This is a genomic window from Nocardioides sp. 31GB23, assembly GCF_040012395.1.
Taxonomy (GTDB): domain Bacteria; phylum Actinomycetota; class Actinomycetes; order Propionibacteriales; family Nocardioidaceae; genus Nocardioides; species Nocardioides salarius.
On sequence record NZ_JBDYKJ010000098.1, the window covers coordinates 1 to 14,599 of the forward strand.

Consider the following 14,599-nt stretch of genomic DNA (forward strand, 5'->3'; position numbering starts at 1 on the left):
GCGCGGGGGGGGGGCGGGGGGTCCGGCGCCGGCGCCGGCCCCGGGCTCGTCCCGCGCCTCGCCCATGCCCAGGGGCGGGAGGTCGCGGAAGCGCTCCACCAGCTCGAGGCCCTGCTCGGCCCAGGCGACCTCGGCGCGCGCCTGGGCGATCATCCCGTCGTAGGCGTAGACCTTCCAGGCCACGATCCGGTCGTGCTGCTCCGCGGGGTAGCGCCGCAGCCGCTGGACCAGCGTGGGGTTGGTGCGCTCCACGAGCGAGACGCGCACCTGCTCGAGCATCCGCAGGCGCTCCAGGTGCACGTCCCGGTGCACGCCCAGCACCTCGCGGGCGGCCTCCGGCGAGGCCCACTCCAGGTAGGCCGCCCGGAGGTACGCCGGGTCCCGCTGCGGGCGCGGGCGCGTCGGCGACTCGATCCAGGCGCGCAGCTCGGCCAGCCCCGTCTCGGTGATGCGGTAGCGCTTCTTGGTGCCCCGCCCGCCGTCGGGCAGCTCGTCCACGTCGAGCAGGCCGAGGTCGGCCAGCCTGCGCAGCTCGGGGTAGATCTGCGAGTCGGGCGCGTGCCACACGTGCTCCACCGACCGGCCGAAGTCGGTCGAGGCCTCGTAGCCGGTGCGCTCACGCCCGCTCAGGAGGGACAACAGCGCATGTCGCAGGCTCACGCCCGCAGCCTAGTGGTCGGGAAAGTACCTATAGACATAGGGATCGATCCCGCTTACCGTGATGAGGGTTACATCCCTATGCACGTAGTGACTTCTGATCGAGGAGCCCCATGGACACGCCCCCGCGCTCGGTGACCGCGAAGGTCTTCGACTTCCCCCGCAACGCCTGGTACGCCGCCGCCTGGGACCACGAGGTGAGCGCCCGCACGCCCCTGGCCCGCACCATCGCCGGCGTCCCGATGGCGATGTGGCGCAGCACCGACGGCGCGGTCAGCGCGCTCGCCGACGCCTGCTGGCACCGCCTGGCGCCGCTGTCCATGGGCACGATCCACGGCGACGAGCTCCAGTGCCCCTACCACGGCCTGCGCTACAACCCGGCCGGGCGCTGCACGTCGATGCCGGCCCAGCGCACCGTCAACCCGAGCGCGGCGGTCCCCTCCTTCCCGGTCGTCGAGCGGCACCGCTACGTGTGGGTGTGGCCGGGCGATCCCGACCTCGCCGACCCCGACCTGGTGCCCGACATGCACCAGATGGAGCACCCCGACTGGGCCGGCGACGGCCTGACCATCGCCGCGGGCTGCAACTACCAGCTGGTCCTGGACAACCTGATGGACCTCACGCACGAGGAGTTCGTGCACTCCTCGAGCATCGGCCAGGACGAGCTCAGCGAGTCGGAGTTCGAGGTCACCCGCGACGGCGACCGGCGGGTCACGGTCTCGCGCTGGATGCGTGACATCGACCCGCCGCCGTTCTGGCTCAAGAACATGCGCGACAAGTTCCCGGGGTTCAGCGGCAAGGTCGACCGCTGGCAGATCATCCACTACGAGGCCCCCGGCACCATCTGCATCGACGTGGGGGTGGCCAAGGCCGGCACCGGTGCGCCCGAGGGGGACCGCTCCCAGGGCGTCAACGGCTACGTCATGAACACCATCACCCCCGAGTCGGCGCGCACCAGCCACTACTTCTGGGCGTTCATGCGCAACTACCGCCTCGACAGCCAGCTCATCACCACCCAGCTGCGCGAGGGCGTGCACGGCGTCTTCGCCGAGGACGAGGAGATGCTGGTGGCCCAGCAGCGGGCGATCGACGCCAACCCCGACCACGCCTTCTACAGCCTCAACATCGACGCGGGCGGCATGTGGGTGCGCCGGATCCTCGACGAGATGCTGGCCCTCGAGGGCCGCGGCAACGACGCCGACGCAGCGGTCACCGCGCTGCGCCCGGCCGCGAACGGCTGAGCGCGATGGCCATCGACAGCGTCATCAGCTGGGGCACCGCCGAGGTGGTCGCCAGCGAGGAGGTCGCCGAGGGCGTGCGCCGCGTGGTGCTCGCCCCCGACCGCCCCGTCCCGGCCCGGCCCGGCAGCCACGTCGACATCCGCCTCGCCGCCCGGGACGGCGAGCCGGGCCCCGCCTCGCTGACCCGGTCCTACTCGGTGGTGGCCAGCGAGGACGGCGGGCGACGGCTCACCCTGACCGTCCAGCTGGCCGACCCGGGGCGGGGCGGCTCGCGGCGCGTGCACGCCCTGCGCGTCGGCGACCGCCTGCCGGTCACGGCCCCCCTGCAGAACTTCCCGCTCGGCGTCGGAGCCGCGCGCTACGTCCTGCTGGCCGGCGGCATCGGCCTGACCGCCACCATCGCGATGGCCCGCACCCTGCGGGCGCGCGGCGCCGACTACCGCCTCGTGCTGGCCGGACGCCGGCGCGAGGTGCTGCCCTACCTCGACGAGCTCGCGGCCGAGCACGGCGACCGGTTCACCCTGCACACCGAGGCCGAGGGCGGACGGCTCGACGTCGCCGACCTGGTCGCCGAGGTCGCCGACGGCGCCCACCCGGGACGCACCGAGCTCTACATGTGCGGGCCCATCGCGATGATGGACGCGGTCCGACGGGCCTGGGCCGACGCCGCGCTGCCACCGACCAACCTGCGCTTCGAGACGTTCGGCAACAGCGGCTCGTGGGAGCCGCAGGAGTTCCGGGTCCGGGTGCCGCGGCTGGGCACGACCGTCCAGGTCACGCCCGGCAGCACCGTCCTGGAGTCGCTCGAGGCCGCCGGCGTCGCGGTGATGGCCGACTGCCGCAAGGGCGAGTGCGGGCTCTGCGTGGCCCGTGTGCTGGACCTCGAGGGCCGGCTCGACCACCGCGACGTCTTCCTCGACGACGACCAGAAGGCGGCCGGCGACCGGTTGTGCCTGTGCGTCTCCCGGGTCGCGGTGCCCGACCGCGCCGCAACCCGCCCCACCGACACCCGCACCACCGACCCCGCGCCCTGCGGCGTCCTGACCCTGGAGCTGCCATGAGCACCCCCGTCGCACCACCTGCCCCGACCCTGCGCGCACGCATCGACGCGGCACCGATGTCGCGCTTCCAGTGGGGCGTCATCGCCCTGTGCACCCTGTTGAACACGCTCGACGGCTTCGACGTGATGGCGATGGCGTTCACCGCCGCCGGCGTCGGGTCCACCTTCGCCCTCAGCGGCACCCAGATCGGCCTGCTGCTCAGCGCCGGTCTGGTCGGCATGGCGGCCGGATCGATGCTGATCGCGCCCCTGGCCGACAGCCTGGGGCGCCGCACCGTCGTCCTGGCGTGCGTGGCGCTCTCGGGGATCGGCATGGTGGGCAGCGCGCTGGCGCCGACCGCCCTGACCCTCGGTGGCACCCGGGTGCTGACCGGGCTCGGCGTCGGCGGCATCCTGGCGTGCACCAACGTCATCGCCAGCGAGTTCGCCAACGCCCGCAGCCGGGGCCTGTCCATCGGCATCTACACCGCCGGCTACGGCGTCGGCGCGATGGTCGGCGGTCTCGCGGCCGTCGCGCTGCAGGACTCCTTCGGCTGGCGCGGCGTCTTCTGGACCGGCGCGACCCTCACCCTCGGCGCCCTGGTGGTGCTCGTGCGGCTGCTGCCGGAGTCGGTCGACCTGATGGTGCACCGCGGCCGCGACCGCGACCTGGCTCGCGTCAACGCCACCCTGGTGCGGATGCGGCAGGAGCCGCTGACCTCGCTCTCCGCAGCCACCACCGACACGGGTACGGCCACGGGCGCGGACACGGCTCCGCGGGTCCGCCTCTCGGCCCTGCTGACCGGGGGCCAGCACCGCTCGACGCTGCTGGTCTGGCTCGCCTTCTTCTGCACCATGTTCGGCTTCTACTTCGTCAACAGCTGGACCCCCACCCTGCTCGCCGACGCGGGGCTCTCCTCCGACCAGGCGGCCGGCGGTGGCATCGCCCTGGCGATCGGCGGCGCCCTCGGCTCGATCCTCTACGGCGTCGTGACGGCGCGCGCCGACCAGCGCCTCGTCCTGATCGGCTTCACGCTGCTCGCCGCCGTCGCCATGGCGACCCTGGTGCTCAGCACCGCCGTGCTCGTCGTCGCGCTGTTCGTCGGGGTCCTGGTGGGCGCCCTGGTCAACGGCTGCGTGGCCGGTCTCTACACGGTCACCCCCGCCCTGTACGGGACCCGGACCCGGGGCACCGGCATGGGCTGGGCCATCGGCATCGGGCGCATCGGCGCCATCCTGGCGCCCCTGGTCACCGGTCGGCTGGTGGACGCCGACTGGGGCGCCACCCAGCTCTACGTCGGTGCCGCGCTGGTGCTCAGCGTCTCCGCGATCGCGGTGGCCCTGCTCCCCCGCGGCGGCAGCGCCCGACCCGCCGGCGCCACCCGCCGTGCGGTGACGGTCCGCGCCTGACCCGCACCCCGACCCGCATCCCCGGGCGAGGCCTGGGGCGCCGCACGTGGCGCCTCAGGCCTCGCCCATCTCCGAGAGCACCCGCTGCGCGATCCGGAAGGCCGTGTTGGCGTCGGGGACGCCGCAGTAGATCGCGGTCTGCAGCAGCAGCTCCTTGATCTCCTCGACCGACACCCCGTTCGTGCGGGCGGCCCGCACGTGCATGGCCAGCTCCTCGTGGTGGCCGCGGGCGACGAGCGCGGTCAGCGTGATCAGCGAGCGCGAGCGCCGATCGAGGCCGGGGCGGGTCCAGATGCTGCCCCAGGCGTACTCGGTGATGAGCTCCTGGAACTCACTGGTCAGGTCGGTGGCCGCGGCGGTGGCCCGGTCCACGTGGGCGTCGCCGAGCACCTCGCGCCGCACCTCCATGCCCGCCGCGCGCACCTGCGCGAGGCTCATCTCGTCGCGCGCCGGCGCGACCGGGCCCAGCGCGTGCTCGCGCACGAGCCTGGCCACCTCGTCGGGCGCCTCCGCGGGCGCGAGGTGGGCGACCCCGTCGAGCACCACGAGCCGGCCGTCCCGCACGCCGTCCGCGACCTCGCGCAGCGACTCCGGCGGGGTGGCGACGTCCTCGGCGCCCGCCACGGCCAGCACGGGCGTCGCGATGCGGTCCAGCCGGTCTCGCACGTCGAACGTGGCCAGGGCCGAGCAGACCGCGGCGTAGCCCTCGTCGTCGACCTCGGACAGGGCGTGCAGCAGCGCGGAGCCCGCCTCCGGCGAGCGCTCCAGGAACCCCTCCCCGAACCAGCGCTGCGCCGACCCGCTCACCAGGGCGGGCGTGCCGCTGGCCCGCACGAGCTCGATGCGCTCGCGCCACGACTCCTCGGAGCCGATGCGGGCGCCGGTGCACAGCAGCGTGGCCGACTGCACCCGCCCGGGAGCGTCGAGCAGCAGCTGCAGGCCGACCGCGCCGCCGACCGAGTCGCCGGCGTAGTGGAAGGGGGCCGGCTGCAGGCCGCCGGCGACCTCGTCGACCACCGCGAGCACGTCGCGGGCCAGGCTGCGCATGCTGACGGGGTCCTCCCCCACCGGCACGCGGTTGTGCCCGTGGCCGGGCAGGTCCCACGCGACCACCTGGAAGTCCTGGGCCAGGTGGGCCGCGGCGCGCGACCACAAGGTGGTGGCCGTGGTGCCGAGCGAGGGCCCCAGCACCAGGAGCGGCAGGTCGGGGCGGCCTCCGAGACGGACGGCGGTGACGGTCACAGGTGCTCCTCGTGCGGGGTCGGGTGATCGGTTCGCAGGTGTGGTCGGGCCCGCTCGAGCGCCTCGTCGACGAGGTCGTCGGCGAGGCCGACGTACGTCGGCGCGGGCTCCCGGCCGCCCAGCGCGGCCAAGGAGCGCTGCTCGGCGCGCACCTGGTGCTCGACCTCGGCCAGCCGCGCCGCCATCCGCTCGGTGTCGACCACCAGCCCGCGCAGCAGGTCGCCCGTGTGGCAGGACGCGACCAGGGTGCGGCGCAGCAGCAGCGCCAGGGGGTGCCACTCGAGGTGCCAGCCGCCGTCGGCTCGCTCGTCGACCTGCTCGGCCGAGGCCAGGTGCAGCGACGAGAGCTCGCCGGGAGCCGCGAGCGCGGCGCGGCGCACCAGCACCGCCAGGGTCGGGTTGGCCTTGTGCGGCATCGCGGAGGAGCCCCCGGCCGAGCCGTCGCGCAGCTCGCCGACCTCGGGGCGGCCCAGCACCAGCACGTCGTTGGCGATGCGTCCCCAGGCCGCCGTGGCCGCCGCCGCGGCCTCGCCGGCGCGGACCATCGGCGTGCGCCGGGTGTGCCACGGCGCCGCGGGCTCCAGGTCGAGGGCGTGAGCGAGGTCGGCGCGCAGCCGCCTCGCCCCGGGACGGCCGGCGAGCTCGACGAGCGAGGCGAGCGTGCCGCCCGCGCCGCCGAGCTGCACCGGCCAGCGCAGCGCGGCCAGGGCGTCGTCGGCGTCGAGGACCCCGTGCAGCCAGCCTGCGACCTTGGCGCCCAGGGTGCTCGGGACGGCCGGCTGGGTCAGGGTGCGCGCCAGCATCGGGGTGTGCCGGTGCGTGTCGGCCAGGTCCACCAGCGCCCGCACCTGCCCGGCCACCTCGACGCGCACCCGGCGCACGGTGTCGCGCGCGCAGAGCACGGTCGCGGTGTCCAGGACGTCCTGGCTGGTCAGCCCCCGGTGGACCCAGGTCGCCGCGGGCTCGGGCAGCAGCTCGCGCAGCCGCCCCACCAGCGGGATCACCGGGTTGCCCCCGGCCTCGGCCGCCACCGCCAGCTCGTCGCGGTCGAGATCGGGCAGGACCGCGCGCACGTCGGCGTCGAGGCACCCGCCCGGGGCCGCGCCCACCCGCACCAGCGCACCGAGCCAGGCGTGCTCGACCTCCACCAGCTGCTCGAGCAGGCTCTGGTCCAGCATCGCCGATCCGGCCCGGTGGTCGCCGGGCCACCACAAGGAGCTCACCTCAGGAGTGTCCCGGATAGGTCAGGAAGACCGTCTCCCCCACGCCCTGGAGAGTGATGTCGAAGCGCAGGCCGTCGTCGTCGCGCTCGCACAGGAGCGTGCCGGCCCGCTCGCCCACCGAGTCGAGCAGCGCGTCGGGCACCGCCCCGGGGGTCTCGTCGAGCGGCAGGTAGGCGCGGGTGAAGAGGCGGTTCAGCAGCCCCCGCGCGAAGACGGTCACGGCGAAGAAGGGGAGCGCGCCCTCGACCCGGCCCGGGGCGACCGTGGTGAAGGTGTAGCGGCCGGTGCGGTCGGTCGTCGAGCGCCCGAAGCCGGTCAGCACATGGCCGTCGCGCCGCAGCGAGCCGGGGCGCTGGAGCACCCGGCCGTGGGCGTCGGGCTGCCAGATCTCGACGAGGGCGTCCTGGAGCCCCTGGCCGTGCCCGTCGCGGACGGTGCCGTGCAGCAGCACCGAGCCGGGAGTCCCGGGCGCGACCAGGTCGCGGTCGCCGTCGTAGGGCAGGGCGTAGTGGAAGAACGGGCCCACGGTCTGCCCGGGCGTGGGGTGCAGGCGGCTCATCGCGCGCCTCCCTTCCCCGAGTCCTGCTCGGGCTCGGTGTCGGCCTCCAGCGGCGTGCGGTGCGCGCCGGTGAGCACGATGTCCCACCGGTAGCCCGTGGACCACTCGTGCTGGGTGACGTCGTGGTCGTAGGTGGCGACGAGGCGCTCGCGGGCGCGTGGGTCGACGATCGCCTGGTAGATCGGGTCGAGCGCGAAGAGCGGGTCGCCCGGGAAGTACATCTGGGTGACCATCCGCTGGGTGAAGTCGGTGCCGAACAGCGAGAAGTGGATGTGCGCGGGCCGCCAGGCGTTGTGGTGGTTGCGCCACGGGTAGGGGCCCGGCTTGATCGTGGTGAAGCGGTAGTGCCCCTCGTCGTCGGTCAGGCAGCGCCCCATGCCGGTGAAGTGCGGGTCCAGAGCGGCGGGGTGCTGGTCGCGCTGGTGCACGTAGCGTCCCCCGGCGTTGGCCTGCCAGATCTCGACCAGCTGGCGGCGCACGGGGCGCCCGTCGCCGTCGACCACCCGGCCGGTGACCACCATCCGCTCGCCCACCGGCTCGCCGCCGTGCTGGACGGTCAGGTCGGCCTCGAGCGGGTCGACGTCGCGCTCGCCGAAGCAGGGCGCCCAGAGCTCCACGCCCTCGGGGTCGACCTGGACCGGCGCCTTGGTCGGGTGCCGCAGCAGGCTCGAGCGGTACGGCGCGTAGTCCAGGCGGGGCTGCGTCTCCTCGACCCCGGAGCGCTCGTGCTCGGCCGAGATGCGAGCCATCTCCTCCGAGAGCTGCGACTGGGGCTCCAGGCCGCTGGCCGGATCCCGCGCCACCTGGGGGACGTTGGACTGGGTGGTGTCGTTCACCGTCCCACCGTAAGGGCCACGGCTCGGCCACCACCTCCCCTCACTTCCACTGACCGGAAGTACCCCCGGACATCGCCGACCCGGCCCGAATCTCCCGCCGACCCGGCCCGGATCTCCCGCCGACCCGGCCCGGACTTCCGGCCCGGCCGGCGCGGGACGTGCAGACTGGAGCCATGGCCGGCAACTCCGGCGCCGTCGGCGCATCCGTCACCTCCCGCGCGCTCTCGCTGCTGGCCGCGTTCGACGAGAACCACCGCCGGCTCCCGCTCTCGGAGCTGGCCCGTCGCGCGGGGATGCCGCTCACCACCGCCCACCGCCTGGTGGCGGACCTGCTCGAGTTCGGCGCCCTGAACCGCACCCCCGAGGGCGACTACGTGGTGGGCCGCCGGCTCTGGGACATCGGGCTCCTCGCGCCAGTGCAGACCGGGTTGCGCGAGGTGGCCTCCCCCTACCTGCACGACCTGTTCGGCGCCACCCGGGCCACCGTGCACCTCGCGGTGCGCGACGGCACCGAGGTGCTCTACGTCGACCGGCTGCGGGGCAACGCCTCGGTGCCCGTGGTCAGCGCCGTGGGCTCCCGGCTGCCGCTGCACACCACCGGGGTCGGCAAGGTGCTCCTGGCCCACGCACCGGCCGAGGTCGAGCGCGCCGCGCTCGCCGACCTCCGGGCCGTGACCCGCTACACGATCACCCAGCCCGGCACCCTGCGCCGCCAGCTGGGCCGGGTGCGTCGCGAGGGCTGGGCGACCACCGCGGAGGAGATGAGCCTGGGAGCGTGCTCGGTGGCCGTGCCGGTCGTGCAGCGCGACGAGGTCGTGGCCGCCCTCGGCCTGGTGGTGGCCTCGCTGCGCACCGACCGCCCGCGACTGGTCGCCGCGCTCGAGGTCGCGGCCCGCGGCATCGGGCGGGCGCTGCAGCGGCTGCCGCCCGTGGCCCCCGGCGAGCGCTGAGCGCCCCCGGCCGGCGGGCGGGTCCTACTGGGGCCAGCCGGTATACCCCTCGGCGAGGTACGTCGCACCGGCGCGCGAGGAGACCAGCGAGGCGAGCTCGCCGAGCTGGCGGCGCTCGTCGAACTCCGACGAGCCGTCCCCGCGGTGCAGCATCGTGGTCATCCAGTAGGAGAAGTGCTGGGCCTTCCACACGCGCGCCAGGGCCCGGTCGGTGTAGCCGGCGAGCGCCGCGTCGTCGCCCTCGACCATCACCTGCTCGATGACCTCGGCCAGCACCTTGACGTCCTGGAGCGCCAGGTTGAGGCCCTTGGCGCCGGTCGGCGGCACGGTGTGGGCGGCATCGCCCGCCAGCACCAACCGGCCGTGCTGCATGGGGGTCTGCACGAAGCTGCGGAACGGCAGCACCGACTTCTCGATGACCGGCCCCTCCTGCAGGCGGTAGCCGTCGGCGCCGGCCAACCGGTGCTGCAGCTCGGACCAGATGCGGTCGTCCGACCAGGCCCCGGGGTCCTCCTGGGGGTCGCACTGGAAGTACATCCGCTGCACCGACTCGGTGCGCTGGCTGATCAGGGCGAAGCCGCGGTCCGAGCGGGCGTAGATCAGCTCCGAGGAGCTCTTCGGGGCCTCGCACAGGATGCCGAACCAGGCGAAGGGGTACTCGCGGAAGAAGCGCTCGTTCCCGACCACCAGGTCGCGGCACACGCTGCGTGAGCCGTCGGCGCCCACCACCATGTCGGCCAGGACCTCGTGCTGGGCACCGTCGGCGTCGACGTACGCGACGCGGGGGGCGGTCTCGACGTCGCTGACCGCGGTCTGGCTGATCCCGTAGCGCAGGTCGCCGCCGTCGCGCACCCGCGCCCGGTGCAGGTCGACGAAGACCTCGGTCTGGGGATAGAGCCACACCGAGGCGCCCACCAGGTCCTCGAAGTCGAGGTGGTGGCTCTCCCCGCCGAAGCGCAGGTAGATCCCGCCGTGCCGGTCGCCCTCGGTCAGCACCCGCTCCTGCCCCGCGGCGTAGACGCCGGTGTCGGTGAGCAGCCGCACGCTGTCGGGCTCGAGGATGCCGGCGCGGTGGGTGGTCTCGATCTCGTCGACGCTGCGGTGGTCCACGACCACCGAGTCGATGCCGACCCGGTGCAGGAGGTGGCTCAGCAGCAGCCCTGCGGGGCCTCCGCCGACGATCGCGACCTGCGTGCGGGTGGTGCTGGCGGGGCTCGTCATGGGTCGGACCGTAGGGACCGGGGACGGACCGGTCGAGACCCAGCTTCCGCTGAACGGAAAAAGGCTCCACTTCTGTTCTCCAGCGCACGGAGGCCTGGACCACCCCTTGACGTGACCGCGGTCACGGGCGCAGGGTTCGAGTTCCATTCGTCAGACGAACAGTCGTGCGCTAGGAGAACAGATGAAGACCACCCCGCGAGCCAGGCGGGCGGCGTACGCCGTCGCTGCGGCTCTCGTCACGGGACTCGCCCTGGCGGGCCCGACCAACGCCGCGGACGACGCGGCCGGCACCACTGCAGGCAGCACCGCCGACAGCACCGCCACCAGCACTGCCGACACGACGGCCGGACCGGCCGCCCGGGGCAAGAAGGTGCCGGCCCGCGTGCTCACCGACGTCGCCTACACCGACCCGGTGCCGGCCGACACCCGAGGGAACCTGCTCGACCTCTACCTGCCCGAGCGGCGCAAGAACCAGAAGCTGCCGCTGTTCATCTACTCCGAGGGATCGGCCTGGTTCGGGGACAACGGCAAGGACACCGCCGACGCCTGGGCCGAGCGCCTGGCCCCCCACGGGTACGCGGTGGCGGGGGTGTCGGTGCGCAACAGCAGCCAGGTCCAGTTCCCGGGCCAGGTCCACGACATCAAGGCCGCCATCCGCTACCTGCGCAAGAAGGCCGGGCGGCTGGGCCTGGACCGTCGTCGCTTCGCGATCGGCGGCTTCTCCTCCGGCGCCTGGACCGCGGCGATCGCCGGCACCACCGGCGACGTCAAGCGCCTGGAGGGCTACCAGGGCGTGCGTGGGCCCTCGAGCCGCGTCCAGGCCGTGGTGACGCTCTCCCCGCCGACCGCGTTCCGCAAGATGGACTCCCAGGCCACCGAGTGGAGCGTGCTCGAGCACGAGACCCCGGACTCCCCCGAGTCGCGGATGACCGGGTGCACGCAGTACGAGACCGGGATCGGCGACCCGCGCTGCCACAACGCGCGGCTGGCCAACCCGCTGCGCTACGTCTCGCGGGACGACCCGCCGTTCCTGATGTTCCACGGCTCGCGTGACCAGCTGCTGCCCCCCGGGCAGAGCCAGGTGCTCTTCGACCGGCTCGCCAGCCGGTGCGTCGAGGCCACCTACCACCTGGTCGAGGGGCCCGACCACCAGTACCGCTACCTGGCCGACCCGGCCGCGGGACCGGTGCTGGGCCAGACGGTCTCCACCGTGGACGACGGCGCACGCCGTGGCTGCTCGACCTCGACCAGCAGCGCCAGCGCGCCGCTGGGCGACGCCGGGCCGAGCTACGACCTCGTGGCCGACTTCCTGGACGCGGCGCTCGCGCGCTGAGACCCGGGCGCCTGCCCCGCCCGGCGTCGCGGGCCTCGGCCTCGGCGGCGCGCATCCGCTCGATGTGGCGGTCGTTGGGCTCGAAGAGCACCGCCTCGGCGTGCCCGGCGCGCACCATCGCCAGGTTCACCATGTCGCCGCCGGCGTCGTAGACGTAGAGCAGGGTGCGGTCGTAGGGATCGAGCAGCTCCTCGTCGGCCTCCACGCTGACGCTCGCGCCGGGCGGCACGAGGTCGGCCAGCGCCTCGGACGCCTCCGGGCCCCAGCACTCGACCGGGCTGCCGGGCGCCACGGTCTCGGGGGTGTCGATCTGCAGCAGCCGCACCGCGGTGCCGTCGACGCCGCCGGCCCCGAGCAGGTCGCCGTCGCCACGCAGGTAGAGGGTGTCGCCGTCGACGATGCGCACCACCCGCCCCCGCTCTCGCTCGTCCCCGCTCTCGCCCTCGCGGGGCGCGTCGACCACCGACCCGGCGCCCAGCCCGCCCTCGGCGCAGCCGCCGAGCAGCACCACCGCGAGCCCGGCCGCGGGCACCCAACTGAGGTCCACGACGTACAGCGTGGCAGGGGGCGCCGACACCGACTGGGTGGGGACGGCGCTGGTGGAATGGCGTCATGGTCTTCTACGAGCCCGCTGCCCGCGACCGCGACCTGCTCCCCCACGACCCGTTCAAGGCGATCGTGGCGCCGCGCCCGATCGGGTGGATCAGCACCCGCACGGCCGACGGCACCACCAACCTGGCCCCCTACAGCTTCTTCAACGCCGTGGGCGACCGGCCGCCGATGGTGATGTTCTCGAGCGTGGGCATGAAGGACACCGCCAGCCTCGCGCTGGAGTCGGGCGAGTTCTGCTGGAACCTGGTCTCGCGCGACCTGGCCGAGCTGATGAACGCCACGTCGCGCTCGCTGCCCCGCGGTGACGACGAGGCCGCGGCGACCGGCCTCGAGCTCGAGCCCGGACGCGTGACGGGCGCCCCGAGGGTGGTCGCCAGCCACGCCTCGCTCGAGTGCGTCGTCGTGCACTCCACGCAGCTGCGCGACCGGCACGGCGCCGAGACCGACCACTGGCTGGTCGTCGGCGAGGTCGTGGGCGTGCACCTCGATGAGACGCTGCTGACCCTCGACGGCCGCTTCGACACGCTGGCCGCCCAGCCGGTGATGCGTGCGGGCTACGCCGACGAGTACCTGGTGGCCGACACGATGCTGCGGATGACCCGCCCGGCCTAGGCACCACCCCTAGGCCTGGTCGACCGGCGGGCCCTGCTCGACCGGGTGCGCCCGGGCCCGCAGCACCACCGCCGCCAGACCGGTCGTCAGCGGCACCGCGGCGACCAGGCCGAGGGTGGCCACCACGCTGCGCACGACCTCCTGGGCGATGATCTGGTCGGTCACGACGCTGCCGAGGGACTCGGTGTTGGCGACGATCAGGATCAGCAGCGGCAGCGCCGAGCCGGCGTACGCGAGCACGATGGTGTTGACGACCGAGGCGATGTGGGAGCGCCCCACGCGGCTGCCGGCACGGAAGAGCTGCAGGGCGCCGTACGCCGGGTTGGCGCGCGCGAGCTCGGCGACCGTGGCCGACTGGGTGACGGTCACGTCGTCGAGCACACCCAGGGAGCCGATGACGATGCCGGCCAGCAGCAGGCCCTCGGTGTTGACGCCCTGGGTCATCCCGACCGCCAGCGACAGGTCGTCGGTGACGCCGGTCAGGTGCAGCGCCGAGACGGCCAGCGCGGAGAGCAGCCCGGTGAGGGTGAGGCTGGCCAGGGTGCCGAGCACGGCCACCGTGGTCGTGGCCCCCAGGCCGTGGGTCAGGTAGAGGACGGTGAGCATGATCGCCGCCGAGCCGACGATCGCGACCAGCAGCGGCGGCGAACCGTCGAGGATGGCGGGGACCACGAAGTAGAGCAGCAGCAGGAAGGTGACGCCCAGACCGGCCAGCGCACTGACCCCGCGCCAGCGGCCGAAGGCCACCATCGCCAGCACGAAGGCGCCCGCCAGCACCGCGAGGCCGGTGCCGCGCTGGTGGTCGACGATGGCGTAGGACTCCCCGTCGGGCGTCTCGTTGAGGATCAGGACGACGTCGTCGCCCTCCTCCACCTCCGGTGCCCCCGGACCGTTGGGCAGCGGCACCTCGGCGGTGTCGACGGGCTCGTCGCGCGGGTCGTCCTCGGGCGTCTCCAGCGACACGGTCGCGGTGCCGCAGCCGTTGACGTCGTCGGTGAGCTCCTCGGTGCACTCCGAGCGCTCGATGGCGCTGACGCGGCCCTCGTACTGGTCGGCGCTGCCCTGCTCGTCGGGCACGACGTCACCGGTGGGCCACAGCCAGACCGTCGCCACCAGCGTCAGCAGCGCGATCGGCGCCAGCACCAGCCACGCCACCCTCGGCGTGCGCCCCAGCTCGTCGCGCCCGGGACCGCGGTGGTGCCCACCCATGCGTGATCGACTCCTCGAAGGATCGGCCGCCGCGGCAGCCCCCCGGCGTGGTCGGACGCCACAAAGTACCAGCGGCCGCCTCGACGAGTCGGCCGCCGTTGGTCCAGCAGCAAGGAGCGCCAGCGACGAGTGTCCACGCCGTTGGTCGAGCAGCAAGGAGCGCCAGCGACGCGCGTCGCCGAGACCCCGTGAGGTGACCGCCCACCGCGACCACCCGCCGTACGCCATGGGCTCACCGGGTTTCGAGATGGTTGCTGCGCAACCTCCTCAACCAACGGACGCGCGGCAGCACCGTTGGTCGAGCAGGGAGGAGCGCCAGCGACGAGCGACGCCGAGACCCCGTGAGGTGCCCACTCGCCGTACGCCATGGGCTCACCGGGTTTCGAGCAACCCAGCGGCCAACCCCGGGCCGCGCCATGGCGCGGGGAATTCGACACATCGGTCACTCCAGGCCA

At 74.1% G+C, this 14,599-nt stretch carries 13 protein-coding genes; 6 read left to right on the plus strand and 7 right to left on the minus strand.

Features of this window, described 5'->3' with window-relative positions:
- The coding region (locus tag ABKW28_RS21320) for a PadR family transcriptional regulator (RefSeq protein ID WP_348613093.1) at nt 1-660 on the minus strand (660 nt) is incomplete at its 3' end.
- Nucleotides 661-770: 110 nt separating this feature from the next.
- Here ABKW28_RS21320 and ABKW28_RS21325 point away from each other — a divergent pair.
- From ABKW28_RS21325 to ABKW28_RS21335, 3 genes are read left to right on the plus strand one after another with little or no spacing between them, the layout of a single operon-like run.
- A complete protein-coding gene (locus tag ABKW28_RS21325; RefSeq protein ID WP_348613095.1) occupies nt 771-1,898 on the plus strand; it encodes an aromatic ring-hydroxylating dioxygenase subunit alpha in 1,128 nt (375 codons plus the stop codon).
- A gap of 5 nt (nt 1,899-1,903) precedes the next feature.
- Nucleotides 1,904-2,959 carry a PDR/VanB family oxidoreductase gene (locus tag ABKW28_RS21330; RefSeq protein ID WP_348613097.1) on the plus strand — a complete coding sequence of 352 codons (1,056 nt, stop codon included), beginning with the start codon at nt 1,904-1,906 and terminating at the stop codon, nt 2,957-2,959.
- Nucleotides 2,956-4,347, plus strand: coding sequence for an MFS transporter (locus tag ABKW28_RS21335; RefSeq protein ID WP_193670008.1), 1,392 nt, complete (start codon nt 2,956-2,958; stop codon nt 4,345-4,347). The genes ABKW28_RS21330 and ABKW28_RS21335 overlap by 4 nt, the downstream gene beginning before the upstream one ends.
- Nucleotides 4,348-4,401: 54 nt before the next feature.
- Here the strand turns inward: ABKW28_RS21335 and pcaC are convergent, their stop codons facing one another.
- Genes pcaC through pcaH form a run of 4 tightly spaced genes read right to left on the minus strand, consistent with a single transcriptional unit; the run spans nt 4,402 to nt 8,207 of the window.
- Entirely contained in the window at nt 4,402-5,589 is a 1,188-nt protein-coding gene (gene pcaC / locus ABKW28_RS21340) for a 4-carboxymuconolactone decarboxylase (protein WP_348613099.1), read from the minus strand.
- A complete protein-coding gene (locus tag ABKW28_RS21345; protein ID WP_348613102.1) occupies nt 5,586-6,812 on the minus strand; it encodes a lyase family protein in 1,227 nt (408 codons plus the stop codon). The genes pcaC and ABKW28_RS21345 overlap by 4 nt, the downstream gene beginning before the upstream one ends.
- A gap of 1 nt (nt 6,813) precedes the next feature.
- Nucleotides 6,814-7,371, minus strand: a complete 558-nt coding sequence (gene pcaG, locus ABKW28_RS21350; RefSeq protein WP_193670011.1) for a protocatechuate 3,4-dioxygenase subunit alpha — start codon at nt 7,369-7,371, stop codon at nt 6,814-6,816.
- Nucleotides 7,368-8,207 (minus strand): protocatechuate 3,4-dioxygenase subunit beta, encoded by an 840-nt coding sequence (gene pcaH / locus ABKW28_RS21355; RefSeq protein WP_307822879.1) that lies wholly within the window; start codon nt 8,205-8,207, stop codon nt 7,368-7,370. The genes pcaG and pcaH overlap by 4 nt, the downstream gene beginning before the upstream one ends.
- 173 nt (nt 8,208-8,380) lie before the next feature.
- Between pcaH and ABKW28_RS21360 the strand changes: the two genes are divergently transcribed.
- Complete coding sequence (locus tag ABKW28_RS21360; RefSeq protein ID WP_193670012.1) at nt 8,381-9,157, plus strand: IclR family transcriptional regulator; 777 nt, start codon at nt 8,381-8,383, stop codon at nt 9,155-9,157.
- Between the two features lie 24 nt (nt 9,158-9,181).
- On the opposite strand, the gene ABKW28_RS21365 is transcribed toward ABKW28_RS21360, so the two are convergent.
- Entirely contained in the window at nt 9,182-10,378 is a 1,197-nt protein-coding gene (locus ABKW28_RS21365; protein WP_193670013.1) for a 4-hydroxybenzoate 3-monooxygenase, read from the minus strand.
- 181 nt (nt 10,379-10,559) lie between these two features.
- On the opposite strand from ABKW28_RS21365, the gene ABKW28_RS21370 reads away from it, so the two are divergent.
- Both ABKW28_RS21370 and ABKW28_RS21375 read left to right on the plus strand, forming a co-directional pair.
- Complete coding sequence (locus ABKW28_RS21370) at nt 10,560-11,711, plus strand: alpha/beta hydrolase (protein ID WP_348613104.1); 1,152 nt, start codon at nt 10,560-10,562, stop codon at nt 11,709-11,711.
- A 612-nt stretch (nt 11,712-12,323) separates the two neighbouring features.
- Nucleotides 12,324-12,935 carry a flavin reductase family protein gene (locus ABKW28_RS21375; RefSeq protein WP_348613106.1) on the plus strand — a complete coding sequence of 204 codons (612 nt, stop codon included), beginning with the start codon at nt 12,324-12,326 and terminating at the stop codon, nt 12,933-12,935.
- A gap of 9 nt (nt 12,936-12,944) precedes the next feature.
- Here the strand turns inward: ABKW28_RS21375 and ABKW28_RS21380 are convergent, their stop codons facing one another.
- A complete protein-coding gene (locus ABKW28_RS21380) occupies nt 12,945-14,144 on the minus strand; it encodes a YibE/F family protein (protein ID WP_348613108.1) in 1,200 nt (399 codons plus the stop codon).
- Nucleotides 14,145-14,599 lie beyond the last annotated feature (455 nt).

Bases quoted from the DNA above. Each gene is read 5' to 3' on its own strand.
- ABKW28_RS21335 (WP_193670008.1), top strand. From the start codon at position 2,956: ATGAGCACCCCCGTCGCACCACCTGCCCCGACCCTGCGCGCACGCATC.
- pcaG (WP_193670011.1), bottom strand. From the start codon at position 7,371: ATGAGCCGCCTGCACCCCACGCCCGGGCAGACCGTGGGCCCGTTCTTC.
- ABKW28_RS21380 (WP_348613108.1), bottom strand. From the start codon at position 14,144: ATGGGTGGGCACCACCGCGGTCCCGGGCGCGACGAGCTGGGGCGCACG.
- ABKW28_RS21370 (WP_348613104.1), top strand. From the start codon at position 10,560: ATGAAGACCACCCCGCGAGCCAGGCGGGCGGCGTACGCCGTCGCTGCG.
- ABKW28_RS21330 (WP_348613097.1), top strand. From the start codon at position 1,904: ATGGCCATCGACAGCGTCATCAGCTGGGGCACCGCCGAGGTGGTCGCC.
- ABKW28_RS21365 (WP_193670013.1), bottom strand. From the start codon at position 10,378: ATGACGAGCCCCGCCAGCACCACCCGCACGCAGGTCGCGATCGTCGGC.
- ABKW28_RS21375 (WP_348613106.1), top strand. From the start codon at position 12,324: ATGGTCTTCTACGAGCCCGCTGCCCGCGACCGCGACCTGCTCCCCCAC.
- ABKW28_RS21325 (WP_348613095.1), top strand. From the start codon at position 771: ATGGACACGCCCCCGCGCTCGGTGACCGCGAAGGTCTTCGACTTCCCC.
- ABKW28_RS21360 (WP_193670012.1), top strand. From the start codon at position 8,381: ATGGCCGGCAACTCCGGCGCCGTCGGCGCATCCGTCACCTCCCGCGCG.